Source organism: Vibrio artabrorum (genome assembly GCF_024347295.1).
Classification (GTDB): Bacteria; Pseudomonadota; Gammaproteobacteria; order Enterobacterales; family Vibrionaceae; genus Vibrio; species Vibrio artabrorum.
In genome coordinates this window covers 1,078,382-1,102,733 of the sequence record NZ_AP025458.1, presented here as the reverse complement: position 1 = coordinate 1,102,733, position 24,352 = coordinate 1,078,382, and the positions used below count along the sequence as shown (strand labels likewise).

The 24,352-nt window shown below is 44.2% G+C and carries 21 protein-coding genes; 5 read left to right on the top strand and 16 right to left on the bottom strand.

Going from position 1 to position 24,352, the window contains the following annotated elements; translation table 11 throughout:
* Nucleotides 1–182: 182 nt before the first annotated feature.
* Nucleotides 183–1,385: an SAM-dependent methyltransferase gene (locus OCU36_RS05160; RefSeq protein WP_261839331.1), complete on the bottom strand. Its 1,203-nt coding sequence runs from the start codon at nt 1,383–1,385 to the stop codon at nt 183–185.
* Nucleotides 1,386–1,560: 175 nt separating this feature from the next.
* Nucleotides 1,561–2,535: an HTH-type transcriptional regulator CysB gene (gene cysB / locus OCU36_RS05155; protein ID WP_261839330.1), complete on the bottom strand. Its 975-nt coding sequence runs from the start codon at nt 2,533–2,535 to the stop codon at nt 1,561–1,563.
* Between the two features lie 322 nt (nt 2,536–2,857).
* On the opposite strand from cysB, the gene OCU36_RS05150 reads away from it, so the two are divergent.
* Both OCU36_RS05150 and miaE read left to right on the top strand, forming a co-directional pair.
* Nucleotides 2,858–3,622 carry a DNA repair protein gene (locus OCU36_RS05150; protein ID WP_261839329.1) on the top strand — a complete coding sequence of 255 codons (765 nt, stop codon included), beginning with the start codon at nt 2,858–2,860 and terminating at the stop codon, nt 3,620–3,622.
* A 105-nt stretch (nt 3,623–3,727) separates the two neighbouring features.
* Nucleotides 3,728–4,522, top strand: coding sequence for a tRNA isopentenyl-2-thiomethyl-A-37 hydroxylase MiaE (miaE, locus tag OCU36_RS05145; RefSeq protein WP_290334647.1), 795 nt, complete (start codon nt 3,728–3,730; stop codon nt 4,520–4,522).
* A 106-nt stretch (nt 4,523–4,628) separates the two neighbouring features.
* On the opposite strand, the gene pyrF is transcribed toward miaE, so the two are convergent.
* The 11 genes from pyrF to OCU36_RS05090 all read right to left on the bottom strand — a co-directional run bounded on the left by pyrF (nt 4,629) and on the right by OCU36_RS05090 (nt 15,998).
* Complete coding sequence (gene pyrF, locus OCU36_RS05140; protein ID WP_261839327.1) at nt 4,629–5,324, bottom strand: orotidine-5'-phosphate decarboxylase; 696 nt, start codon at nt 5,322–5,324, stop codon at nt 4,629–4,631.
* Nucleotides 5,325–5,448: 124 nt separating this feature from the next.
* A complete protein-coding gene (gene lapB, locus OCU36_RS05135; protein WP_261839326.1) occupies nt 5,449–6,624 on the bottom strand; it encodes a lipopolysaccharide assembly protein LapB in 1,176 nt (391 codons plus the stop codon).
* A gap of 12 nt (nt 6,625–6,636) precedes the next feature.
* On the bottom strand, nt 6,637–6,909 hold the full coding sequence (locus OCU36_RS05130) for a LapA family protein (RefSeq protein ID WP_017066774.1): 273 nt from the start codon (nt 6,907–6,909) through the stop codon (nt 6,637–6,639).
* Nucleotides 6,910–7,046: 137 nt separating this feature from the next.
* Nucleotides 7,047–7,331, bottom strand: a complete 285-nt coding sequence (gene ihfB / locus OCU36_RS05125; protein WP_010439923.1) for an integration host factor subunit beta — start codon at nt 7,329–7,331, stop codon at nt 7,047–7,049.
* Nucleotides 7,332–7,452: 121 nt separating this feature from the next.
* Nucleotides 7,453–9,123: a 30S ribosomal protein S1 gene (gene rpsA, locus OCU36_RS05120; RefSeq protein ID WP_261839325.1), complete on the bottom strand. Its 1,671-nt coding sequence runs from the start codon at nt 9,121–9,123 to the stop codon at nt 7,453–7,455.
* A 106-nt stretch (nt 9,124–9,229) separates the two neighbouring features.
* Nucleotides 9,230–9,910, bottom strand: coding sequence for a (d)CMP kinase (cmk, locus tag OCU36_RS05115; RefSeq protein WP_261839324.1), 681 nt, complete (start codon nt 9,908–9,910; stop codon nt 9,230–9,232).
* 256 nt (nt 9,911–10,166) lie between these two features.
* Nucleotides 10,167–10,913, bottom strand: coding sequence for a 3-deoxy-manno-octulosonate cytidylyltransferase (gene kdsB, locus OCU36_RS05110; RefSeq protein WP_261839323.1), 747 nt, complete (start codon nt 10,911–10,913; stop codon nt 10,167–10,169).
* Nucleotides 10,913–11,092 carry a Trm112 family protein gene (locus tag OCU36_RS05105; RefSeq protein ID WP_004736429.1) on the bottom strand — a complete coding sequence of 60 codons (180 nt, stop codon included), beginning with the start codon at nt 11,090–11,092 and terminating at the stop codon, nt 10,913–10,915. The genes kdsB and OCU36_RS05105 overlap by 1 nt, the downstream gene beginning before the upstream one ends.
* Nucleotides 11,073–12,080 (bottom strand): tetraacyldisaccharide 4'-kinase, encoded by a 1,008-nt coding sequence (lpxK, locus tag OCU36_RS05100; RefSeq protein ID WP_261839322.1) that lies wholly within the window; start codon nt 12,078–12,080, stop codon nt 11,073–11,075. Before lpxK ends, OCU36_RS05105 begins: the two co-directional genes overlap by 20 nt.
* A gap of 14 nt (nt 12,081–12,094) precedes the next feature.
* Nucleotides 12,095–13,843, bottom strand: coding sequence for a lipid A ABC transporter ATP-binding protein/permease MsbA (gene msbA, locus OCU36_RS05095; protein ID WP_261839321.1), 1,749 nt, complete (start codon nt 13,841–13,843; stop codon nt 12,095–12,097).
* Between the two features lie 31 nt (nt 13,844–13,874).
* The gene (locus OCU36_RS05090; protein ID WP_261839688.1) at nt 13,875–15,998 is read right to left on the bottom strand and encodes a DNA internalization-related competence protein ComEC/Rec2; all 2,124 of its coding nucleotides are present in this window, start codon (nt 15,996–15,998) and stop codon (nt 13,875–13,877) included.
* Nucleotides 15,999–16,213: 215 nt separating this feature from the next.
* Here OCU36_RS05090 and OCU36_RS05085 point away from each other — a divergent pair, with 215 nt between their 5' ends.
* Entirely contained in the window at nt 16,214–16,726 is a 513-nt protein-coding gene (locus OCU36_RS05085) for a DUF2062 domain-containing protein (RefSeq protein WP_261839320.1), read from the top strand.
* A 195-nt stretch (nt 16,727–16,921) separates the two neighbouring features.
* On the opposite strand, the gene lolE is transcribed toward OCU36_RS05085, so the two are convergent.
* Genes lolE through lolC form a run of 3 tightly spaced genes read right to left on the bottom strand, consistent with a single transcriptional unit; the run spans nt 16,922 to nt 20,060 of the window.
* A complete protein-coding gene (gene lolE, locus OCU36_RS05080; protein WP_261839319.1) occupies nt 16,922–18,166 on the bottom strand; it encodes a lipoprotein-releasing ABC transporter permease subunit LolE in 1,245 nt (414 codons plus the stop codon).
* Nucleotides 18,167–18,859 carry a lipoprotein-releasing ABC transporter ATP-binding protein LolD gene (gene lolD, locus OCU36_RS05075; protein WP_261839318.1) on the bottom strand — a complete coding sequence of 231 codons (693 nt, stop codon included), beginning with the start codon at nt 18,857–18,859 and terminating at the stop codon, nt 18,167–18,169.
* Nucleotides 18,852–20,060: a lipoprotein-releasing ABC transporter permease subunit LolC gene (lolC, locus tag OCU36_RS05070; protein ID WP_261839317.1), complete on the bottom strand. Its 1,209-nt coding sequence runs from the start codon at nt 20,058–20,060 to the stop codon at nt 18,852–18,854. Before lolC ends, lolD begins: the two co-directional genes overlap by 8 nt.
* Before the next feature lie 227 nt (nt 20,061–20,287).
* Here lolC and OCU36_RS05065 point away from each other — a divergent pair, with 227 nt between their 5' ends.
* Together OCU36_RS05065 and mfd are read left to right on the top strand one after the other, a co-directional pair.
* Nucleotides 20,288–20,857: a PilZ domain-containing protein gene (locus OCU36_RS05065; protein ID WP_261839316.1), complete on the top strand. Its 570-nt coding sequence runs from the start codon at nt 20,288–20,290 to the stop codon at nt 20,855–20,857.
* Between the two features lie 6 nt (nt 20,858–20,863).
* Nucleotides 20,864–24,325, top strand: a complete 3,462-nt coding sequence (gene mfd, locus OCU36_RS05060) for a transcription-repair coupling factor (RefSeq protein WP_261839315.1) — start codon at nt 20,864–20,866, stop codon at nt 24,323–24,325.
* Nucleotides 24,326–24,352: the final 27 nt, after the last annotated feature.

Here is a 24,352-nt window from a genome sequence, read left to right as displayed (position 1 = left end):
CATTTATAGAACCGCCTATTTGGAGGCCATGAACCTCTGAATGGCATTCAATAAATACGACTCGCAAGCTAAAAAGCCAGTACAGACCCACAAGTCGAACTGGCTTTTTAATCTCGCCAATACGATCGACCGCAAGCTATCCTTAACGAGCTCTATTCTACGATCATTCGCTCTGTTTCAATTTAGCCTTCAATCTTGGTTCCATGAATTAACAAGTTTCGAGGGGTCACACTGCGCTCACAAAATGCTTCAATTGATACTTCATAGCCTTGTTCTTGTAGATAAATTGCGCGATCCAAAGCCAACCAAACCTCTAACGGTCGTCGAAAGGCCTGTTGAACCAAACTCAGTTTTTCCATTTCCCAGAAAAGCTTCTCGCCTTGGGCTAAATAGAATTCAAAATCAACGTCTGCTCCCAACGATATTTCTTTTACTTCAACTGCCCAGCGGCAGAATGATTCAAAACCCCCAGCTAACTCTGATTTTCTAATGCTCGGTACAGGAATATATTCGTCAATATGAAGTTCAACCTTAAGCAGTTGGCTAAAACCCAAACGATAGCTCATCTCTAACTGACGATGTCTCTTTACTCTTTCACCGCCAGTGACGGTTTCTTGAAGTGGGATTCTTAAGTCACTCCGACTTAATGTTAGTGTCGAGTTTTTCGCGACGGATGACATAGGTTGATAGGTTTCATCACGAATGAGATGGTAACAGCAAGGGGAAATCGTCACAGCAGGAAGCCCGTGTGTGACACACTTTTTAACTAACTCGACATGAAGGTCACCACAGGCATGAAGAGCAACCGCATGTTGGTTTGAGTTAAACACGTCATCAGCGTCATCTGAAAACGCATCACCTTGTACAAAGTTCATCTTTAACTGGTGGTCATCAGCAATTTTTTGCCCACTCTCACATAACGATTGCTGCCACTCAAAGCTGGTGACTTTTTGGTTCGATTGTTGAGATAGAATTCTGCCAAGAAAGCCCTTACCAGCACACCACTCGAGCCACTCTTTACCCTGGTGATGTTCAAGGGCCGCCTCTCCCATCGCCATAATTTGTTGTAACTTTCTCCCGGGAACACCATCAGCAGTACTACGTGGAAGATCTAACCCTATCAGAGCCGTCCTTTCGAACTGGACAGTTTGCTTAGCCGTATCTAATTGAGGAAAGAAGCGAGTCAATTCCTCAACCAAAAGTTGGGGCTGATCTTTTAGAGTTTGAATGTTTTCCTTATTTAAACTATCTAACCAATCAACGAGCGGGCGATTGATCTTTTTCCATGGCTGCTGTTGGGTTTGACACAGGTGGAAAGGCTCTGACCGCCAATAAGCTTGGTGCTCTAACAAAAATAAATCGAGTATTGTAAATCGTGAATACATGCTTCCCCCTATCGTACGTGGATTGTAGGGGCAAGAGGCAAAAATAGAAAGATGCGACAGCAAAAGAGCGACCCCAAAAAGGAGTCGCGTTTTATCAGTAAGTTAAGTCATAACGAAAAATCGCCTAGAAACGTATAACAGGCAGAAGAGCAACTTAGGTAAGCAAGGTTGAGGCCTATCGAACCGGCAGTTCAATATCTTTAAACATGGCTTCTATCTCATCATTTGATTTAAGAGAAATAGCTTGCTCCACAACTGGACGAGTCAAATGAGGGGCAAAACGTTCCATAAAGTCAAACATATAAGAACGCAAGAAAGTGCCTTTTCTGAAGCCAATACTCGTGGTGCTTGCACCAAATAAATGGCTAGCATCGATAGCAACCAAATCAGAATCTTGTTCTTGGTCAATGGCCATACTGGCGATTACCCCGACGCCAATACCCATACGAACGTAAGTTTTAATGACATCCGCATCCGTTGCAGTGAATACCACACGAGGTGTCAAACCCACTTTATTGAAGGCGGTATCTAATTCAGAACGGCCCGTAAACCCAAAGACATAGGTAACAAGAGAATAAGCGGCAAGATCTTCAATCGTAATATTACGTTTTTGTGCCAGAGGGTGATCTTGTGTCACAACTATAGAACGATTCCAGTGATAACAAGGCAGCATAATAGCATCTTGATAGAGGTGAAGTGCTTCCGTGGCAATCGCAAAATTCGCGGTCCCTTTAGCAACGGCTTCTGACATTTGGCTAGGTGTGCCTTGGTGCATATGAAGTGATACTTTTGGGTAACGCGCTGTGAAGCCCTTAATGACATCAGGGAGTGCATAACGAGCTTGTGTGTGAGTCGTTGAAATATTCAATGTACCCATCTCAGGATGAGTATACTCACCGGCAACAGCTTTAATACTCTCAACACGAGCCAAGATCTCTTGAGAAATCCGAATGATATCTTCACCCGCTGGGGTTACTTGCGTTAAATGCTTACCGCTGCGTTCAAAAATCTGAATACCTAATTCGTCTTCTAGTAATCGAACTTGTTTACTAATGCCAGGCTGAGAAGTGTATAAACTCTCTGCCGTTGCAGAAACATTTAGGTTATGGTTTACAACCTCAACAATGTACTTCAATTGCTGTAGCTTCATATTTAACCTCGTAATCCTTTACTCGTTTCAGTGCTAAGTTATTTGCAAAGAAAGCGCTATAGTCTCGTGTAATATAATTAATAGTTATAACGCTTCAAACATTAAAATGACAGATAAATTGAGTTTTTATAACCCAACAAACTAGAATATCAGTATCTCTTTGCTACTCACTCCTCATTCTCATAGATTAGTTAGCAAATTTTGATTGCTGATTGCGCTTAACAAGAGATAATCAGTTATTGTAATTTACGAGTGCCTATACACAATGGAATCGTGTATTCTCTCCTGTTAGCTTTAGAAAATAACAAGTAGACACAAATATATGAATATTGGTTTAATAATTGCCTTAGTCGCCGTTCTTTTGGTGTTGGTTTTGGGTTACAACATCATGCTTCAATACAAAGTTAAGGTAGAAACAGCGAAGAAACAGGAAGCATCTCGTTATCTAACCATTATCGATGGAACAGAAGAGCTGATTGGCAATGCGCATCACATGCCTTTTAGTCAAGATCTTCTTGTATGCTTAAACAATAGAATTCTTGATGCATTAGAAAACATGCATCAACTCGATCCTAAAAATAAGCAGCTCGCCCAACGAATTGAAAGCGTGAAGCAGCAAATCACTCAGCTGAAAGAGAACTACCAAGGTGGTGAAAGTACCTCGTTCCGTGTTCCTAGCAGTGATAAGCAGGCAATCATGATGCTTAAGCTAGTGAAACGCCTACGCGAAACAGTACGCAACGAACACAATAAAGGCCGCTTTGAAACTCAATCTTTTGTGGTTGAGAACGCTCGTCTAGAAACAATTCAGATTCGTATCAACATCGAAAATGTTATCAAACGTGCAAATGACTCGATCTCTCGCGGGCAGCCGGGAACGGCCATTCAGTTATTGCGTAAAGGCATTGATGCATTAGCAACCAAAAACGATGCATACTCTACTCAAGCAAAAGGAAAGCTTCAGCAGATGCTCAACGACCTTGATCAGAAACGCCAAGATAAAAATGCACATGATTTACAGCAAATTGAATCTAAAGAGCGTGACGACGACATGGATGCTCTCTTCGGTCAGAAGAAGAAATGGTAACGGTCTAGACCCTGAATATAACAAGGCCGCTTCATTTGCATTAAATGGTCGGCTTTTTTGTTGCGAGTGAATTTCCTTTCTCCGTATAGGGAGATCCTATGAGCTGTGATAAAATCCCGCATTATCAACAAACTTGCCCCGCCCATGTATCAAGAATTATTAGCACCAATACACTCTTTTCTTAAAGCTGAAACACCAGATTCATGGATAGACAAAGCTAAGAAACCTGAAAACCTTCACATCATTCTACGTGATCACATGCTTTGCGAGCTGAAAGCTGCACAAAGTGCTTTATTCCTAATCCGTAAATATGCCGTTGATAAAGAAAGTGCGAAACAACTGAATGAGTGGATTTTACCCTACGAGCAATTTGCATATCGTCGTATCGGCGACTTAGAGTCACTGCGTGGTAAAAGTAACGTATCGAAGCAAATTACAGCAAAAGAAGGCTGTAATTACGGTGCAGACCTGATTGATAAAATGGTGCTACTCATTAAAGAAGAGTTGCATCACTTTTATCAAGTCATGGAATTAATGGTAAAGAAAGGTGTGGCTTACCAACCAATCGAGGCGGGTCGTTACGCTAAAGGCTTGATCAAGCAAGTTAAGACTTACGAACCCGATGCTCTGGTTGATAAACTTATCATCGGCGCGTTTATTGAAGCTCGCTCTTGTGAACGATTCGCTAAACTGGCTCCTTTTTTGGAAGAAGACATGGAGAAATTTTACGTGTCTCTACTTCGCTCAGAAGCCCGTCACTATCAAGATTACCTTGAGCTAGCTGAACAGATCGCAGGCAAAGATATTTCAGAGCGTATTGCTCACTTTGCGCAGGTAGAAGCCGATCTCATCACTTCAAGCGACAGCGACTTCAAATTCCATAGTGGTGCTCCGGTTTAAGCTCCACATTAAACATGCAGTACCGTTAATACGAATCCAGACTAAAAATTAAGGCTAGCAATTTGCTAGCCTTCTTTATTTGTATCTCAATCTAAATATAGAAGACTTAAGCTAACGTACCGTTGATCTCTGCAAGTACAGCAGCAGGGTCTATCGCTTGCGTAATAGGACGGCCAATAACAAGGTAGTCTGAACCTGATTCAATCGCTTTAGAAGGCGTCATGATACGCTTCTGGTCACCAACATCCGCGCCAACAGGACGAATACCTGGAGTCACAAGCTTGAACTCCTGACCAAGTGCACCTTTAAGCAAAGAAGCCTCTTGTGCAGAACATACAACACCGTCTAAACCTGAGTTTTTCGTTAGAGAAGCTAAGCGCATCACCTGTTGTTGTGGTTCAAGATCCAGACCGATACCCGATAAATCAGATTGCTCCATACTGGTTAGTACCGTTACACCGATTAACAGTGGACGCTCTTTGCCATAAGGTTCTAAGATTTCGCGAGAAGCCGTCATCATGCGCTCACCGCCACTAGCGTGAACATTCACCATCCAAACACCCAGTTCAGCAGCTGCACGAACAGCTTTTGAACATGTGTTCGGGATATCGTGGAACTTAAGGTCCAAAAATACAGAGAAACCACGTTTGTGTAATTCACGAACAAATTCAGGGCCAAACAAAGTAAACATCTCTTTGCCTACTTTTAAGCGGCAAGATGCCGGGTCAATACGATCGACAAAGGCTAACGCATCCGCTTGGTTATCATAATCCAAGGCCACAATGATTTTTGGGTCGTTCATTTCATCTCCTAACGCAGTTAACTTTCTAAAAATTTTTAATCACCTAAATAGGTAATAAATAACAATCACAAAAATGCAGCCCGAAAGCTGCAATTAATAATTGGGTCGTAAAATGACCACAAATCTATTCACCATCAAGCCCACGAATAGGCTTAATCGTCCCCCACCCTTTACATGAAGGACAGTGCCAATACATGGCATGTGTCGAAAATCCACACTTGCGGCAACGGTAGTGGGGTTTAACCTTCAATTGCTCACCGACCATAGATTGAAGAGTGGTTAAGCTTTCTTTCGCTCGACCTTCTTCGGCTTCTGCTAGGTGGTAATCAATCAGTCGATAAAAGCCTTTCATGGTTGGGTTTTTAACCAGCTGCTTGGTTAACAGCTCTTGAGCTGAACCAATATCTTCATGATGAGCAACGAGTTGAGCTAGCATCAATTCCGCGGATACACCGGCATTCTTATGTATACAGGCTTTGAGGAATTCAACAAGTTGCGCTTCTTGCCCAAGCTTGTGGTAACACTCAGCAAGGGTTGGCAACACCTCACTGATAAAATCAATATCTTGCTCCAGAACGGCCTCTAAACAAGTAATTGTCTTTTGATAATCTTCATTTGCTAAATGAAACTTGCCTAAAGCAATACTTGCACGAACGCATTTTGGGTCTTCCGAAAGTGCCTTTTTGAAATGTTGAAACGCTTTAGCGCGGTTACCGCCGGCTTGCTCTTGCATCGCAAGCTCACACCAAAAATGCGCCACTGTGGCACGCATTCTCACCTTTTTTTTACCAAGCTTGACGAGGATATTTCCGTAGTGAATGGCTTTGCTCCATTCTCGGGTTTGCTGATAAATCGCCACCAGTTGTCGTAAAGCCCCTTCTTTATGATCTGGCTCATCAACTAGTTGTTCGAATATTTTTTCAGCACGGTCGAGAAAGCCAGAGGCCATATAGTCTTTAGCTAATTGTTGTAAGGCAAGATTTTTTTGGTCGAGGGTAAGCCCCGAACGAGAGATGAGGTTTTGGTGAATGCGAATAGCACGGTCGACTTCACCTCTTGAGCGGAACAAGTTGCCTAACGCTAAGTGCGTATCAATGGTTTCATTGTCAACTTGAAGCAGTTCAATAAAATGATCAACGGCTTTATCAGATTGGTCCGACAGTAATAAGTTCAAACCCATCACATACTGACGGGAGATCTGGTGTGATTGTTTCTGTTTTTCTTGCTGAGCATTACGATTACCCATATACCAACCGTAAGCGGCTGCAATAGGTAAAAGTAAGAACAGTAACTCTAACATTCAATACTGCCTTTAAGCTTTAGTATCAGCAGCGACCTGCTTTGATTGCTTATTAAGTTGTTTTTTCAAACGATGAATTTTGAGTTGAGATCGCATGTGCATGTTACCGAAAACTAACCAAGCAAGAGCAAAGCCTGAAACAAATACGACGCCCAATAAACTTGATAAGTGAAAATCACCCTGTGCGAGCAGATAATTAAAGTTTACCGTCGTTTGGTTTTGAGAGCCTAGAGCCAATGCAATTAGGAAAAGGGCGATAACAGCGACTATTTTTATAATTTTGATAACTTTCATAGTTCACACTCATTAGTTAGTAAGCTGTACGATTATGCAGGAAAATTACTAATCAGACCACCATATTATGGTCATAAAAAAGCGGCATACATTATAGTATGCCGCTTTTCTTGATTCCGAACAGTAGGCTACAGCCCTGAGTTTACACGCTCACGTAGCTCTTTACCTGGTTTAAAGTGAGGAACGTATTTACCTTCTAACTCAACCTTATCACCTGTTTTTGGGTTACGTCCAACACGAGGTTCACGGTAATGCAGAGAAAAACTGCCAAAGCCGCGAATTTCGATTCGATCACCACTTTCTAGTGTTGAAGCCATATGCTCTAAAATGTCTTTTACAGCGTCTTCAATTTCTTTTGCAGAAAGGTGCGTTTGCTCAGCGCACAGTCTTTCAATCAATTCAGACTTAGTCATAGGTACCCTCGTTGGTTTTCTTTTTAGAAATTATAGACCTATCAGGAAAATAAGCAAAAAAAAAGGAGCCGTAAGGCTCCTTTCTTGGCTATATAGCTATAATTCTCTTAACGAGAAGCTATTATTCGCCTTTAGCAGCTTTGAATGCGTCTGCCATTGCGTTACCGAACGCGCCTTCTTCAGACTTGTTCAGTGAAGCCATTGCTTCTTGCTCATCAGCTTCATCTTTAGCTTTGATAGATAGGTTGATTACGCGGTTCTTACGGTCTACACCAGTGAACTTCGCTTCAACGCTGTCACCAACGCTTAAGATTAGAGATGCATCTTCGATACGGTCGCGAGAAACTTCAGAAGCGCGGATGTAACCTTCAACGCCTTCGATTAGCTCGATAGTAGCGCCTTTCGCGTCAACTGCAGTAACAGTACCGTTTACAAGAACACCTTTCTTGTTGTCAGCAACGTATGCGTTGAACGGGTCGTTTTCCATTTGCTTAACGCCAAGAGAAATACGCTCACGCTCTGCATCTACTGCTAGAACAACAGCAGAGATTTCGTCGCCTTTCTTGTATTCACGTACAGCTTCTTCGCCTGCAGCGTTCCAAGAAATGTCAGATAGGTGTACTAGACCGTCGATACCGCCTTCTAGACCGATGAAGATACCAAAGTCAGTGATAGACTTGATCTTACCAGTAACTTTGTCGCCCTTAGCTTGCATTTCTGCAAATGACTGCCATGGGTTAGCTTTACACTGTTTCAGACCTAGAGAGATACGACGACGCTCTTCGTCGATATCAAGAACCATAACCTCAACTTCGTCGCCAACATTAACAACTTTAGAAGGGTGGATGTTCTTGTTAGTCCAATCCATTTCAGAAACGTGTACTAGACCTTCAACGCCTTCTTCGATTTCAACGAAGCAGCCGTAGTCAGTTAGGTTTGTAACACGACCAGAAAGTTTGTGACCTTCTGGGTAACGTTTAGCGATTGCTACCCATGGATCTTCGCCAAGTTGCTTAAGACCTAGTGAAACACGAGTGCGCTCACGATCGAACTTAAGAACTTTAACTAGGATTTCGTCACCAACGTTAACGATCTCTGATGGGTGCTTAACACGCTTCCAAGCCATATCTGTGATATGTAGAAGACCGTCAACACCGCCAAGATCAACGAATGCACCGTAGTCAGTAAGGTTCTTAACGATACCTTTAACTTCAGTACCTTCTTGTAGAGTTTCAAGAAGTTCGTCACGCTCAACACTGTTTTCAGATTCGATAACAGCACGACGAGAAACAACAACGTTGTTACGCTTCTGGTCTAGCTTGATTACTTTGAACTCTAGCTCTTTGTTTTCTAGGTGAGCAGTGTCACGGATAGGACGTACGTCTACTAGAGAACCAGGAAGGAAAGCACGGATACCGTTAAGTTCAACAGTGAAACCGCCTTTCACTTTACCGTTGATGATACCAACAACAGTTTCAGCTTCTTCACAAGCTTTCTCAAGTACGATCCAAGCTTCATGACGCTTAGCTTTCTCACGAGAAAGTTGAGTCTCACCGAAACCATCTTCAACAGCGTCTAGAGCTACGTCTACTTCAGCACCAATTTCAACTTCAAGTTCGCCAGCAGCGTTCTTGAACTGTTCAGCTGGGATAGCAGATTCAGACTTAAGACCAGCATCTACAAGAACGAAACCGTTCTCGATAGCTACTACAGTACCTTTAACGATACTGCCTTGTTGGAATTCAGTTTCAGATAGAAACTCTTCAAAGAGTTGAGCAAAAGATTCAGTCATTATTTAATCTTCAATTATTAAACGTCCATGGGTATCCTACCGCATGGGGTTGATAAATTCGCCAGTCATCATCCTTGCGACCAACGCTCGTACTAGCTCGGCAACATTACCCAGCCAGTTTCGATTCAATATAGTGTAGTGCTTTCTCGACTACCTGTTCGATATTCATCGAGGTAGAATCAAGCACAAGCGCATCCTCAGCTGGGCGTAACGGCGCAACTGGGCGATTACGATCTCGGTCGTCTCGCTCTTGGATCTCGCTCAAAAGGTCGTCAAATTTAACATCTAACCCCTTCTGTTGCAACTGTTTAAGGCGGCGGCTAGCACGCTCTTCAGCACTGGCATCTAAAAAGATTTTCGCTTCTGCTTCCTTAAATACAACGGTTCCCATATCACGACCGTCTGCGACCAAACCAGGCGCTGTGCTAAAAGCACGCTGACGACGCAGCAGAGCTTCACGAACTCGAGGTAAGGCTGCAACTTTTGAAGCCGCCATGCCCGTCTCTTCTTTACGAAGTTCACCAGACACATCTTCACCTTCTAAGATAACCTTTACCAAGTCACCTTCAGCAATAAACTGTACGTCGAGATGAGTAGCAAGCGGTACCAAGGCGTCTTCTGATTCAGTATCCACACCGTGATGAATGGCCGCTAAAGCCAGTACGCGATATATCGCACCTGAGTCTAAAAGATGAAAACCTAGCTTGTCTGCTAGTAACATACACAGGGTACCTTTACCTGCACCACTTGGTCCATCAACCGTAATCACTGGGCTTTGAGAAGGCATCTTTTACTCCACGTTTTGTCGTAATTTGTATTCTGTATTAGCCGATCGCCATTACATTATAGGCGGCATATTATAAAGAAAAATTGAAAGTCGAGCGAGGTAATTCTCAGATAATTCAGGGTTGATGCTGCATAACAATACGCAAGCGTTCTAATATCAATCGATATCAACTTACAAAGATTATATACTCTCGATCGGCATGAAAAAGCCCCGCAAAAAGCGAGGCTATGTAACGTTGATGCGATGGATAAAAAACTTAACCGATAATGGCGCGAACGGCTTCTAAGTCTTCTGGCGTATCCACCCCCGCAGCCGGCGCTTCAGCCGCAACATCGACATGGATTTTCTCTCCATACCACAGCACTCGTAGTTGCTCTAGGCACTCAATACGCTCAAGGGGACTTGGTTCCCAATTGATGTAAGTATTGATAAAACCCGCGCGATAAGCGTAGATCCCAACATGACGCAGCAAAGGAGACTCCGCAGCCGTACCATTGTTCGCATAAGCATCGCGATCCCAAGGAATGGTTGCACGGCTAAAGTACAGTGCATAACCGTCTTTATCGGTCACGACTTTCACTGCATTAGGGTTAAACACTTCATCAGCATGAGTAATTTTCACACCTAGCGTTGCCATCGGTGCTGTGCTATTTGCCAAATTATTTGCCACCTGCCTAATAATGACTGGCGGAATAAGAGGCTCATCACCTTGAACATTTACGATAATATGATCATCCGGAATGTTCATCACTTTAATCACTTCAGCTAAACGCTCTGTGCCTGATTCATGATTCGGAGAAGTCATACAAACGGTCGCACCGAATGCGTTAGCCGCCTTCTCAACGCGAGCATCATCAGTAGCAATAATAACCTTATCCGCTCCCGCCTTCATTGACTGTTCGTATACCCATTGAATCATCGGCTTTCCGCCAATATCAGCTAATGGCTTCCCTGGTAAACGACTCGATTGGTATCTTGCAGGTATAACAACCGTATAAGACATTACTTGCCCTCATCCATAGAAACGGTGCGAGCTTCAGGTTCTAAAAGAACAGGAATACCCTCTTTAATTGGGTAAGCAAGGCGATCAATTTTACAAACAAGCTCTTGCTTATCCTTGTCAAAAGTGAGTTTACCTTTACATACAGGGCAAGCAACGATCTCAAGTAGACGGTGATCCATAGTATTCCATAACCTCTTTTATTCTTTTTAAAATTTGCTGTTGTGAATGCTCATCAAACTGCGCTGAAACTGGAAGATACCACCAGTTTTCTTGCGCGTAGTCTTCACATTTAACAGCGTCTTTTTCTGTCATAATCAGGTTCATACCTTTGTTTGCTAAGGCATGAAGTTCATCTTGGTCAAAATCTTGATGGTCGGCGAAACCCTGTGTGAAAATCACATCACCATCAAGATCTTCTAATGTTTTAAAAAATCGGGGCGGGTGACCTATACCAGCAAAAGCCACCAACTTTGGTAGGTCTGCAACTGGCTTTTTCTGGCCGGTCATTAGATTAACAGCTTCACTCGGCAACAAAGACATTGAAAGCTCTCGCCCTTGCGTTTGACCGCCATTATTCACCAAAAAATCGACGTCATTTAAGCGTGAAACAGGCTCTCGTAATGGACCTAAAGGAATTAGACACTCACTGCCAAAACGTCTAACACCATCGATAACAGCAAATTCAATATCGCGTTCTAGGGCATAATGCTGAAGTCCATCATCAGTGATAATGACATTCACCCCTTCTTTCAGCAAAGCCTTTACGGCATTTGCACGAACAGGATCAACGGCGACAGGTGCTCCTGTTCGCTTGCGAATTAACCTAGGTTCATCCCCCGAATGTTCAGCGGGCGTATTCTCGTTTAACACTAACGGATAATTAGGTGCTTTTGCACCATACCCTCGAGAAACCACCCCAGGATTGAGCCCATTGGCTTGCAACATCTCAACCAACCAGATCACAACGGGGGTTTTACCGTTACCGCCAGCGGTGATATTACCAACAACAATGACAGGTAAAGGCGGGCGATAGGTTTCTTTCTTGCCTGATCGATAAGCTGAACGACGTTGAGTACTGATCATTTTAAACAGCAGACTCAATGGCCACAACAGCGGCCAAAGAAGGTACTTTAACGGATGATTGTTAAACCAAATTTTTTCGATCACAACAAAACCTAATCTTATCCGCTGAACTGAATTCGATGCAATTGGGCATAAGCGCCATCACGTTTAATCAGCTCGTCGTGAGCACCTCTTTCAATAATACGACCATCATCAACCACTAATATCTCATCAGCTTGCTCGATGGTCGACAGTCGGTGAGCAATCACCAACACAGTCTTATCTTTTTGCAACACTTCTAACGCAGACTGTATCGCTCTTTCAGATTCGGTATCCAATGCCGACGTAGCTTCATCAAGAATCAACACGGGTGCCTCTCTTAATAGCGCCCTGGCAATCGCAATACGTTGTCGTTGGCCTCCAGATAGGCTTGCACCATTCTCACCAACTATTGTATCGATGCCATTTTCCATGCCTTCGATAAACTCTGTGGCGTGAGCAAGTTTCGCCGCATGTTCTATCTGTTCACGAGAATATTTTTCTTCGGCTGCGTAGGCAATGTTGTTTGCCACAGTGTCATTGAACAGGTGTACATTTTGAGAAACAAGGGCAAAATGCTCACGTAGATTCCTCAATTCGTAATCACGAATGTCGTGACCATCCAGCTCAATAGAGCCTGAGTCTACGTCATAAAAACGAGTAAATAAGTTGGCAATGGTACTCTTACCTGAGCCTGAACGCCCAACAAGTGCAACGGTCTTACCACTCGGTATATTAAAACTCACCTGATTGAGTGCAGGTTTCTCGGTACCTTGATAAGTAAACGTCACATCTTTAACAGCCACATCACCACTCACGGTTTTCGGTTTCAACGTACCTTTGTTTTGTTCTGTATCTAAGTCCATCAAACCAAATAAAGTCGTGCTCGCCGCCATACCACGTTGGAACTCAGAGGTTACGTTAGTTAAGGATTTCAGTGGGCGCAGTAAACCAAACATCGCTGAGAACACAACCGTAAACGAACCTGCCGTTAACTCGGCTTTGATAGAGTCAACACTAGCAAGATAAAGAACAATAACAATCGCAATAGAAGCGATCATTTGAATCACAGGGTTAGCTGCAGCTTGAGCCGTGACTAGCTTCATGCTCTGTTGTCGCATTTGGTTGCTAACTTTATCAAAACGGTGCTTTTCTAGATTTTGACCACCGTAAGTGAGCACCACCTTGTGACCTTTGAGCATCTGTTCTGCTGAAGATGCAACATTACCCATGCTGGTTTGCATGTTCTTAGAAATTTTTCTAAATCGCTTCGATACAATACTAATGGCCCAAGCCACAAAAGGAGCAACCGCAAATAGAACTAACGATAACTGCCAGCTATTCCAGAACATAAGCGTCAATAAACCAATGATGCTAGCCCCTTCACGAACAATACTGACCAAAGCTTTACTGGTTGCAGCGGAAACTTGCTCTGAATCATAAGTAATTCGAGATAACAGTGCACCAGTCTGTTCTTTATCAAAAAAAGACACTGGCATATGCATGAAATGACTAAAAATTTTACGTCGAATTTCCATGACCACATTGCCAGAGACCCAACTCAAGCAATAGGTTGAGACAAAGCCACTTGCACCACGGATGAACATCATGCCAAAGATAATGATTGGCAGCGTACGTAAAAAATCAGATTCCGCGTTACCAAAGCCTTCATCGAGTAACGGCTTTAGTAAGGAAATCATATAAGTATCAGAAACGGCATTTATAATAAGCGCAATTACCGCAACACCAAGGCCAGCTTTATATAGTCGAATATAAGTCCAAAGCCTTTTAAATGTGCCCCAGGTAGTTTCATCTGTTTGTGTTGACATAGAATCGCTTAATTTTCTCACAATAATCTATCTATTCTACTCCCTTACGGAGCATCTGCCTATACCACTGCCTGCCTTGTTGTTCTCTAATCGTATGATATTGCCAACCTTCTGGAGCAAGGGTGATGGTTATTTGTCCGCTTTCTCCAGTATCAAGCCAAACACTTCCCGCAGCTTGATAACGTTCAATAACCGATTTACTCGGCATTCCCCATTGATTACCTTTGGCTAAAGAAGCGATCGCCAATTTAGGTGAAACGGTCTCAATAAATGCCCGAATAGACGATGTATTACTGCCATGATGCGGGACCAGCATCACGTCACTACGGAGACGCTCTCCTGCGCGAGCAAGCAACCACTCACTCACAAGTTCGATATCCCCCGTCAGCAACATCGAAAACTTGGCATTAACCTCCGATATACGAACCACGCAAGAGTGTGGATTATATGCTCTTTTTACACGTTTCGGAGGCCACATCACTTCAAAAGTCACCCCTTGCCATGTCCACACTTCTCCAAGAGTACATGCTTGAATGCTCGGCTGAACTGGAGCCGTCGATTGTGTTGGCTCATTCGCACTCTGACTGGCTCTTATCCACGTCGGTGTATAGTTCTCAAGTAGCGCCGGATAACCACCAGCATGGTCAGAATCAAAATGGCTCACGATTACCCCATCAATACGACTGATACCTCTATTATTTAAGGTAGGAATCAACAGGGACTCGACAATCGACCCACCCGGCCAAGCATTGCCAAGATCGTAAACCACAACTTGATGGTTCTTTTCTAAAACCACGGACAATCCATGCCCGACATCCAAAACGTCAATGGTTAATCTGTCTTGTTTGAACTTGCCAAACTCCCACCCCAACAAGAACACGAGGATGACGAATATTGATAGCTTTGAGTTCAAGTATCGGCTAACAAAACCGAAAAATAAGATCAGGAATACCGATACTTCGATCGTGTGATCATCAACTTGAAGCCAAAACGGTTCGGAGAAAGGGAGACTAAATACGAGGGGCGCTAGCGATAGATCGACCCATACCCAAAGCTTTTCGGCAAGGCTATCAATAGAACCATTGACCGCAAACAAAAGCTCGGAGATTAAGCTCAGAAACATCGCTAAGAATAACAAGGGGATGGTCACTATCGACACCCACGGCAACAGAAGTAAGTTGTAAAAGACTGAGATCAGACTGACCCCTTTAAAAAACAGCATCGAAAAGGGAGCAATCAATAATGTCAGCATAATCTGAATCTTGATGAGCTTTAACAATCGGCTGATAAAGGTCGAGTTTGAAGACGATAAGTTACCGTTTAGTGTTATATAGAGTACCGCGCCCAATGCACCAAAGGATAACCAGAAGCTACTCGACAAAGCTGAGAACGGCCAAATCAACAGAACCACACACAAGCTCAATGCCACATAGCGAATCAAACTGACATTTTGACCTCGCCACAAAAAATAGCTTGCGAGAACACACATCACCAGAGCTCTGAGTGTCGGCAAAGTAAATCCTGCAAACCAACTATAGAAGTAGGCTAAACCAAGGCCAAAAAGAGTGGGCAGCCAGATCAGTGAGCCTGATATCAATCGAATGGCCGTCCCCAATTGATAGCCGATACCAAAAGCAATCCCAACATGGAGTCCCGAAATCGCCATCAAGTGAATTAGCCCACTGCTTTTTAGCAAGTCCCATCGCTGAGGCTCAATAAGGTCTCGATAACCAAAACTCAGAGCAATAATAAGATCGGTATTCGCTAGCTGACTTAACCTTTGCAGACGGCTTTCAAACCACAGAGAACGTAAACTGGTACTAGAATGAATTCTATATTTTGTATCTGTTCGGTAGGTTGCGTTAGCCACCACTCCCCCACTGAACAGATGCCTTTCCAAATCAAAGCCGGCTTCATTAAGTTTACCCAAAACCGGGGTTATTGAAGCCGACAAGTAGACATTATCACCAAGCGTTAACTTAAAAGGCGTAAATAACCTCAACTTAACCAACTGAGGGGTGATTAATTTTTCACCACCAATTGATCTAACCACTATTACACTTTCAAAACCATGGCTATTTTTACTAAAAAGACTAACAACCATCGCATTTATGGTAGTATTCTGTCCTGATTGAAATAATCGATTAGTTTGTATTTCAATCGTATTCCCTAGGCAAATAACCAGTATCAATGCTGTAACTGACCCCCTTGCACTCCGGAAAACGCTATACTTTGTTGATGCTAAAAGTAACAACAGCATCAACGGTGCCCAAAACCAATGTGGTATCACAGGCCAAAAGCTCGCTGACACAATCGTCGCAGCGAAGGAAATCAAGAACCAAGTGTTAAACAAGAGAGTAGCTTCCTCCTATGCCAAGAAAGTTTATAAAACGATTTATGCCTGACCATGAGCTGATCAAGCGTCAGAAAGCATTGAAGGTTTTTGGCAATGTTTTGTACAACCCCAACTTATGGTGTCTTAACCGTCGCTCTGCGGCAGGTGCGTTTGCTGTTGGGTTATTCATGGCGTTTGTCCCTCTACCGAGTCAAATGATTATGTCTGCCGGACTTGCTGTCGCATGCGGTGTAAACCTGCCATTGGCAGTGGCACTTGTTTGGGTAAGCAACCCTGTAACCATGCCAGTACTCTTCTACTTTGCTTATAAGATCGGTGCGCTCGTTATGCACGTACCGCCTCAAGCCTTTCATTTTGAATTGTCTTGGAATTTCATCTTGGCGCAAATGAGTACGATAGGGCCTCCGTTCTTGCTGGGTTGTCTGATTTGTGGCGTAGTTTCAGCCATGGTTGGCTACTTTGGTATTCGCGGTTTATGGCGTTACTCAGTGGTAAGAAGTTGGAAGAAACGACAAGCAAGGTACTAAGTCACTTATTCTTGTTCGTTAACCTATCGTTGTCGATGCGTTACCAAAAGCGTACTCCTACAAAAATCAGGCAAACGGATGATTTCTACAAGATAGAGATGTAACCAAAGTCGTAAACAACGCGGTTTGAATTCAATAAAAAAGGATCCCTTTCGGGATCCTTTTTTTGTCTGTGTCATTTCATCACATGATCTGTTATTTGGAACTGAGCACCGAGGCTGGATTTAACTTAGCCGCTCGCGATGCCGGATACCACGTCGCCAGTATGCTTAAAACAATTGCCGTACCTGAGACAACAACAACATCCATCACATTCAGTTGTGATGGTAAGAAATCAACAAAGTAGATATCGCCGGATAAAAATTGATGGTTAATCAGCTTTTCGAGTCCTTTGATCAGCGAGGTGAGGTTAAGTGCCACCAAGACACCGATTACACTGCCAACTAAACTGCCTAACACCCCCGAAAACACGCCCTGCCAAACAAAAATGCGCTTCACAAGGCCATCCGATGCGCCCATTGTTCTTAAAATTGCGATCTCTGATGCTCTGTCTTTTACCGCCATCATCAAAGTAGAAACAATGTTGAAACAGGCGACACCGATCACAAGAACCATCACCAAATACATAATGGTACGAACCAACTGGATATCTCGGTATAAGAAACCAAACTTCTGTTGCCAACTGCGCAAGTACACATACACATCCAGCTGATTACCGACCTCACGTATAATGGCATTCGCATTCAGCACATCCGTGACTTTCAAAGCAACGCCCGTTACCGCTTCACCTAAGTTGGCGTAAACTTGAGCATCGCCGAGTGGAATCAACGCTAGGTTATGATCTATCTGGCCATTAAGCGTCAACAAACCAACGACTTTTACTCGAACACGCTTCGGTGCCTGTACTTTTACTGAGCCATTAACCGTTGGGATCATCAGAGTCAGATAATCGCCCACCTGCGCGCCAAGCACGTTTGCGACACCAGCCCCTAAAATGATTTGTTGTTGCCCAGCCTTAAACTCACTCCAAGCCTTTTTGTCGATAAATCTTGATAAGCTCGATACCTGTCGCTCAAGCTGAGGGTCAACCCCTCGAACTTCGATCGCTTTTAGCGCCTTACCTTTTTCAGCAAGCGCTGTAATTTTCACATAAGGTGCGGCCGCAACGACTTTGTCGTGCTTCACCGACTGCTCAATAACATGCTTCCAGCGCGTTATCGGTTTTTGCACGCCCTCAAACTCCCCATGAGGAATAACAGAAAGCACTCGAGATTCAAGCTCTCGTTCAAAACCATTCATCGCAGACAAGCCAATAATGATCACGGCAACACCAACAGCAATACCAATGGTTGAAGACAAAGAGATGAATGACACCATCTTGTCCCGCTGTTTAGCTCGGCTAAATCGTCCACCAATCAATAGAGATAAAGAAGAAAACACTTAGATCCCCTCTTTTTCAACATGAACCAACAAACCATCTTGCATATGCAGTTGGCGGTCCATCTTTCCAGCCAACTCACCATCATGAGTGACAACCAAAAATGCCGTATCGTATTCACGATTAAGTTCACGCATTAAATCATAAATAGAAAGCGCGGTGTTGTGATCAAGGTTACCGGTCGGTTCATCAGCCAAAACCAAAGCGGGCTTATTCACTAATGCTCGTGCGATTGCCACACGTTGTCTCTCACCACCAGAAAGCTCTGAAGGTCGGTGGTCGACGCGATGACTCAAGCCAACTTTATCCAGTAAACGCTGCGCTTCTTGTTTGGCTTTCGCTGGCTTCTCGCCACCAATCAAAAGCGGCATCGCCACATTTTCCAGCGCTGAAAAATCAGAAAGCAGATGATGGAACTGGTACACAAAACCAAGATGTTGATTACGAAGCTTGGCTTGCTGATTTGAACTTAAAGACGCTAAGTCTCGACCAAGAAAGCTTACGCTACCGTCAGAAGCGTCATCTAACGCTCCTAAAATATGCAATAGCGTACTTTTACCGGAACCGGATGTACCAATGATAGCAACCAGTTCCCCTTTCTCGATGTCAAAGCTGACCCCCTTGAGTACTTCCGTATCGAGCGAGCCTTCACGGTACGTTTTACGGATATCATTACATTGAAGAAAATTACTCATAACGAAGGGCCTCAGCAGGTTTCACAGACGATGCACGATAAGAAGGGAACAGTGTAGCAATCAAGCTAAGTGCGATAGCCAGAACCACAACAACGGCGATTTGAACCGGATTAATTAAAATAGGTAGCTGACCACCAAATGAGAATAAAGCCACACCCATCACCTCTAATACTGTATTGAGGTTCATCGCTAAGATAACGCCTAATGCACCACCCGATAGGGCGCCAATCACGCCGCTACTCGCCCCTTGAACCATAAATATCCCCATCACTTGACCATCGGTCATGCCCTGGGTTTTTAAAATTGCAACTTCGGATTGCTTCTCCATCACCACCATAATCAGAGCTGAGATGATATTAAATGCAGCAACACCGACGATCAGCCCAAGCATCAAGCCCATCATATTTTTTTCCATACCAACAGCTTGAAATAGCTCGCCACGTTGATCGCGCCAATCACTCCATAACCATCCCTCTGGTAACGGTTGATTTGAGAGTTCTGCCACTTCAAACGGGTCATCAAAAAACAGTCTCCAGCCTGAGATCGTATCAGACTTGTAACGCAACAAACGCCCGGCATCTTGAATGTCTGTCATCATCAGTTGCGCATCAATATCCGAGCCCGTATTAAAAATGCCGGCCACGGTAAAATTTCGTTGGCTAGGGATACGTCCCAGTGGCGTGTATTGGCTCGCGCTGGTCACCATTAAGCGAACTTTATCGCCCATAGATACCTTCAAGTTTCTCGCCAAAGTATGGCCAAGGAACACTTGATATTGCCCAGCTTTCAGTGAAGATAACTGACCGGCAATTAAGTGGCCGCGAAGAGGGTCATCGGAATGGGGTTCGATACCAATCAACAGGCCCGCCGACAATTGAGCCGAACTTTGAATAACCGCCTCGCTGCGTACAATCGGTTCGACATGACCGTCTAGCGACATTTGCTTTGCAAAGCTAGGGGCTTGCTCTGAGAGCTGCGTGGTTCCGCCTTGTTCATAAACGACAGCTTGAGGCAAGACACCAAGAATTCGGTCTTTTAACTGCGCTTCGAATCCATTCATGACCGATAAAACCGTGATCAAAGAGAGCACACCAATGGTGATACCTGCCGTCGACATGTAAGAAACAAAACGGCTAAAGCGATCACCTGAACGGCCTTTCAAATAACGCAGGCCAACAAAAATTGAAATAGGATGAAACATACTTTGAACCATCAAAAAGGGATGCAGGCTAATGTAACGGGTATTACGGTGACTGTGTAGGGGGTAATTGAAAATATAGAGTGAATTAACTCAATTAGTTAGTCTTGAAAAACAGAACATTGTCAAATATCGGCATTTCAAACAACTATTTGTGACTTTCAATTATCTAACCTTGATTACTACGGCCACATAGCGATAATCAATACATCATTTCAAGGAACTAGCGCATGACAGCACCAGAGTTTTTCACCGTTCACCACTGCCTCACTGTGAATATTGAACCAATGGAAAGTAATTTCACTTTACCTTCTCAAATTCAATTTGAATCCGAGATCCCTGCCCCGTTTGTTGTGGCGAGTGAATTTAGCCAATTGGACTTATTAGCCGACAGTGCGCGCGCGGAACTCAAAAACAGTAACTTGAAGAACGTCATCAATTTATTGGATACGCAAAACTCCAAATTAAACCTCTTATTGAGCTTTATGCTGTCGCAACAAGATGATGAGAAATTCCGTACTCACACATACTCATTCGGTGCGAGTCAATTTTCCTGTTTTGCCAAGACCGATTTAGAACTTGGCCGCTTAGTAAAGGCCAAGCTTTTTCTCGAGCAGCCTGCGGCGGCTATTTATTGCTATGCTGAAGTCTTTGCGAGCGAACCAAAAGACTCAGGTTTCGAAATCAAATTTAACTATGCTCATCTTCGTGATGCCGACCAAGACTTGCTTATCAAAGCCGCCCTCCATCAACAACAAAAGCTCTTGCGTCAACGCTCCCTAGTACGAGATAACAAGTAAATTAACATGACTAAACATTCCATTTTCACGCTACCTCTACTCAAAGGAGCCGGTGACAAGAAACACATCGGTAACTTAGTCGGTTCGTCTCTCGCTCTTGCCATTGCCAAACTCGCGGAGCAACACAACAGCCATACCTTATTGGCGGTTCCGGACCCACAAATTGCGCTTAAACTTCAATCTGAAATTGAACAATTCACTCAGGCTGAAGTCGCACTGTTCCCTGATTGGGAAACGCTGCCTTACGACAGCTTCTCACCACATCAAGAGATTATTTCAGATCGTATCGCGCGCCTTTATGCTCTGCCAACTCAAAAAGATGGCATCACAATCGCACCAATCAGCACATTACTGCAACGCCAATCTCCGCGTGAATTTTTATTACAGCATACCCTGATGGTAAAAACGGGTGATCTCTACTCGTTAGAAAAGCTGCGTCTTCAACTTGAAAAATCTGGCTATCGTTATGTCGATCAGGTGTTTGGCCCGGGTGAGTATGCGAGTCGAGGATCGATTCTTGACCTGTTCCCGATGGGCAGTAAAGATCCGTATCGTATCGATTTTTTCGATGACGAGATCGATACGATTCGAACTTTCGACCCTGAGAACCAACGCTCGATCGAAGATATCTCCGAGATCCGACTGTTGCCTGCTCATGAATTTCCAACCTCTGAAAGTGCCATCGAAGATTTCCGGATTCGCTGGCGCCAGCAGTTCGATGCACGCCGTGAGCCCGAATCAATATATATGCAGGTTTCTAAAGGAACCTGGCCTGCTGGTATCGAATACTGGCAGCCTCTCTTCTTTGACTATACCGAAACCTTGTTCGATTACATTGCTGATGAGTCGCAAATATTAGTGTTAGGTGATGTTGAAACCGCCATCGATACTTTCCTCACTGATGTTGCTCATCGATACGAACAACGCGTTGTCGACCCATTGCGACCACTGCTCAAACCGGAACAGCTTTGGCTACAAAAAGACGAACTTTTCGCCCATTTTAAACAGAAACCACAGGTCAGTCTGAGCTTAGATCCAATTGAAGAGAAAGCCGGACGGACCAATCTTCCGATTATCTCTCTACCGGATCTCAGTGTTCAACATCAGAATAAAGAACCACTCGCAAACCTAAGAAAGTTCACTGAAGCCTTCGACGGAAAAGTCGTGTTTTCGGTTGAGTCAGAAGGCCGACGTGAAGCACTGAGCGAATTGCTTAGCGGCATCAAAGTTCGTCCAAGCGAAATGACAAACCTTGATGCAGCCCTTGAAGCTAAAGAAAAGTTCAGTCTGATATTAGGTTCTGCCGAGCACGGATTTATCCATCAAGCTCAGAATATCGCTCTTATTTGTGAAAGCGATTTATTAGGCGATCGCGTTATTCAACGCCGCAAGAAAGATAAAAAGAGTGTTAACAGCGACACCGTAATCCGTCACCTTGCTGAACTCAAACCCGGTCAGCCCGTCGTTCACATTGATCACGGTATTGGTCGTTATATTGGCCTGCAAACACTCGAAGCCGGTGGCATGAAAACCGAATACGTCACACTTGAGTATCAAAATGATGCCAAGTTATACGTACCCGTCGCTTCTTTAAACCTTATTGGTCGCTATTCTGGTGGTGCTGAAGATTCTGCACCACTGCATCGGCTAGGTGGTGAAGCCTGGCAAAAAGCGCGCAAACGCGCGGCTGAAAAAGTCCGTGACGTTGCAGCAGAGCTACTCGATGTTTACGCCAAGCGCGAGCTAAAACCCGGCTATAAATTTGTACTCGACCGAGGCCAATACGCAACCTTCAAATCAGGTTTCCCATTTGAAGAAACCGATGACCAAGCCATGGCGATCAATGCCGTTATGTCTGATATGTGCCAAGCAAAAGCCATGGACCGCTTAGTGTGTGGTGATGTGGGTTTTGGTAAAACAGAAGTCGCGATGCGCGCCGCGTTTGTTTGTACCGACAACAACAAACAAGTTGCGGTGTTGGTACCAACGACCCTACTTGCTCAACAACACTTCGAAAACTTCCGCGACCGCTTCGCTAACTTACCGATTCGTGTTGAAGTGCTTTCTCGATTCAAATCAGCTAAAGAGCAAAAGTTAATCATGCAAGATGTCGCCGACGGTAAGGTTGATATCTTAGTGGGCACTCACAAGCTACTTTCAAGTGAAATAAAGTTCAAAGACCTGGGGTTGCTGGTTGTCGATGAAGAGCACCGTTTTGGCGTTCGCCAGAAAGAGAAAGTGAAGGCCATGCGGGCGGATGTCGATATCCTCACTCTAACCGCTACACCGATTCCTCGAACGCTGAATATGGCAATGAGTGGCATGCGCGATCTTTCGATCATCGCAACCCCACCAGCACGCCGCTTAGCAATAAAAACCTTTGTTCGTGAGAGTGACGATGCGGTAGTAAGAGAAGCCGTTTTGCGTGAAATCATGCGTGGTGGTCAAGTTTACTTCCTGCACAACCAAGTCGACACCATAGAGAAAACCGCCGAGTCTTTACAGAAGTTGATTCCAGAGGCCCGCGTAACCGTGGCACATGGTCAAATGCGAGAACGCGAACTAGAACGCATCATGAATGACTTCTACCACCAGCGTTTTAACCTACTGGTATGTACCACCATCATTGAAACCGGTATCGATGTACCCACCGCAAATACCATTATAATGGACAGAGCCGATAACCTTGGTTTAGCACAACTGCATCAATTACGTGGTCGTGTGGGTCGTTCGCACCATCAAGCTTATGCGTACATGCTAACACCACACCCGAAAGCGATGACCAAGGACGCAATCAAACGATTGGACGCCATTGCTTCTCTAGAAGATCTGGGCGCAGGCTTTACCCTAGCAACTCACGATTTAGAGATTCGTGGCGCGGGTGAACTGTTGGGTGATGAACAGAGTGGTCAAATCCAGTCGGTTGGCTTCACACTCTATATGGAAATGCTTGAACAAGCCGTTGAGGCCCTAAAAGAAGGTCGAGAGCCTTCACTTGATGACTTATTGCGTGAGCAAACCGAGATAGAAATGCGGCTGCCAGCACTGTTACCAGACGACTATATCCCAGACATTAACACGCGCTTATCTACCTACAAACGCATTGCAAGTGTCAGCGATACAGACGAATTGGCCGAGTTGAAAGTCGAGTTAATTGATCGCTTTGGTTCTCTTCCCGATGCAACCAAAAACCTGTTGTCAATTTCAGAACTCAAATTAGCAGCCGCGTCCATCAAAGCGAAGAAAATCGAAGCTCACGACAAGGGTGGATTCTTAGAATTCTACCCGGATGCTGACATAAACCCGGCCTACCTTGTTAAACTGTTGCAATCTCAACCGCAAAAGTTTTCAATGGAAGGTCCAACAAAGTTCAAGTTTACGATACCATTGGTCGACAGACGAAAACGAATTCAATTTGTTAGTGATTTATTGGGCGAATTCAGACAGAACTTACTGCCTTCAGCTTAAGGCCCAACCCACTGCACCTATAAATTA

Bases quoted from the DNA above. Each gene is read 5' to 3' on its own strand.
- OCU36_RS05160 (WP_261839331.1), bottom strand. From the start codon at position 1,385: ATGTATTCACGATTTACAATACTCGATTTATTTTTGTTAGAGCACCAA.
- cysB (WP_261839330.1), bottom strand. From the start codon at position 2,535: ATGAAGCTACAGCAATTGAAGTACATTGTTGAGGTTGTAAACCATAAC.
- OCU36_RS05150 (WP_261839329.1), top strand. From the start codon at position 2,858: ATGAATATTGGTTTAATAATTGCCTTAGTCGCCGTTCTTTTGGTGTTG.
- pyrF (WP_261839327.1), bottom strand. From the start codon at position 5,324: ATGAACGACCCAAAAATCATTGTGGCCTTGGATTATGATAACCAAGCG.
- lapB (WP_261839326.1), bottom strand. From the start codon at position 6,624: ATGTTAGAGTTACTGTTCTTACTTTTACCTATTGCAGCCGCTTACGGT.
- ihfB (WP_010439923.1), bottom strand. From the start codon at position 7,331: ATGACTAAGTCTGAATTGATTGAAAGACTGTGCGCTGAGCAAACGCAC.
- rpsA (WP_261839325.1), bottom strand. From the start codon at position 9,123: ATGACTGAATCTTTTGCTCAACTCTTTGAAGAGTTTCTATCTGAAACT.
- cmk (WP_261839324.1), bottom strand. From the start codon at position 9,910: ATGCCTTCTCAAAGCCCAGTGATTACGGTTGATGGACCAAGTGGTGCA.
- kdsB (WP_261839323.1), bottom strand. From the start codon at position 10,913: ATGTCTTATACGGTTGTTATACCTGCAAGATACCAATCGAGTCGTTTA.
- OCU36_RS05105 (WP_004736429.1), bottom strand. From the start codon at position 11,092: ATGGATCACCGTCTACTTGAGATCGTTGCTTGCCCTGTATGTAAAGGT.
- msbA (WP_261839321.1), bottom strand. From the start codon at position 13,843: ATGTCAACACAAACAGATGAAACTACCTGGGGCACATTTAAAAGGCTT.
- OCU36_RS05085 (WP_261839320.1), top strand. From the start codon at position 16,214: ATGCCAAGAAAGTTTATAAAACGATTTATGCCTGACCATGAGCTGATC.
- lolD (WP_261839318.1), bottom strand. From the start codon at position 18,859: ATGAGTAATTTTCTTCAATGTAATGATATCCGTAAAACGTACCGTGAA.
- lolC (WP_261839317.1), bottom strand. From the start codon at position 20,060: ATGTTTCATCCTATTTCAATTTTTGTTGGCCTGCGTTATTTGAAAGGC.
- OCU36_RS05065 (WP_261839316.1), top strand. From the start codon at position 20,288: ATGACAGCACCAGAGTTTTTCACCGTTCACCACTGCCTCACTGTGAAT.
- mfd (WP_261839315.1), top strand. From the start codon at position 20,864: ATGACTAAACATTCCATTTTCACGCTACCTCTACTCAAAGGAGCCGGT.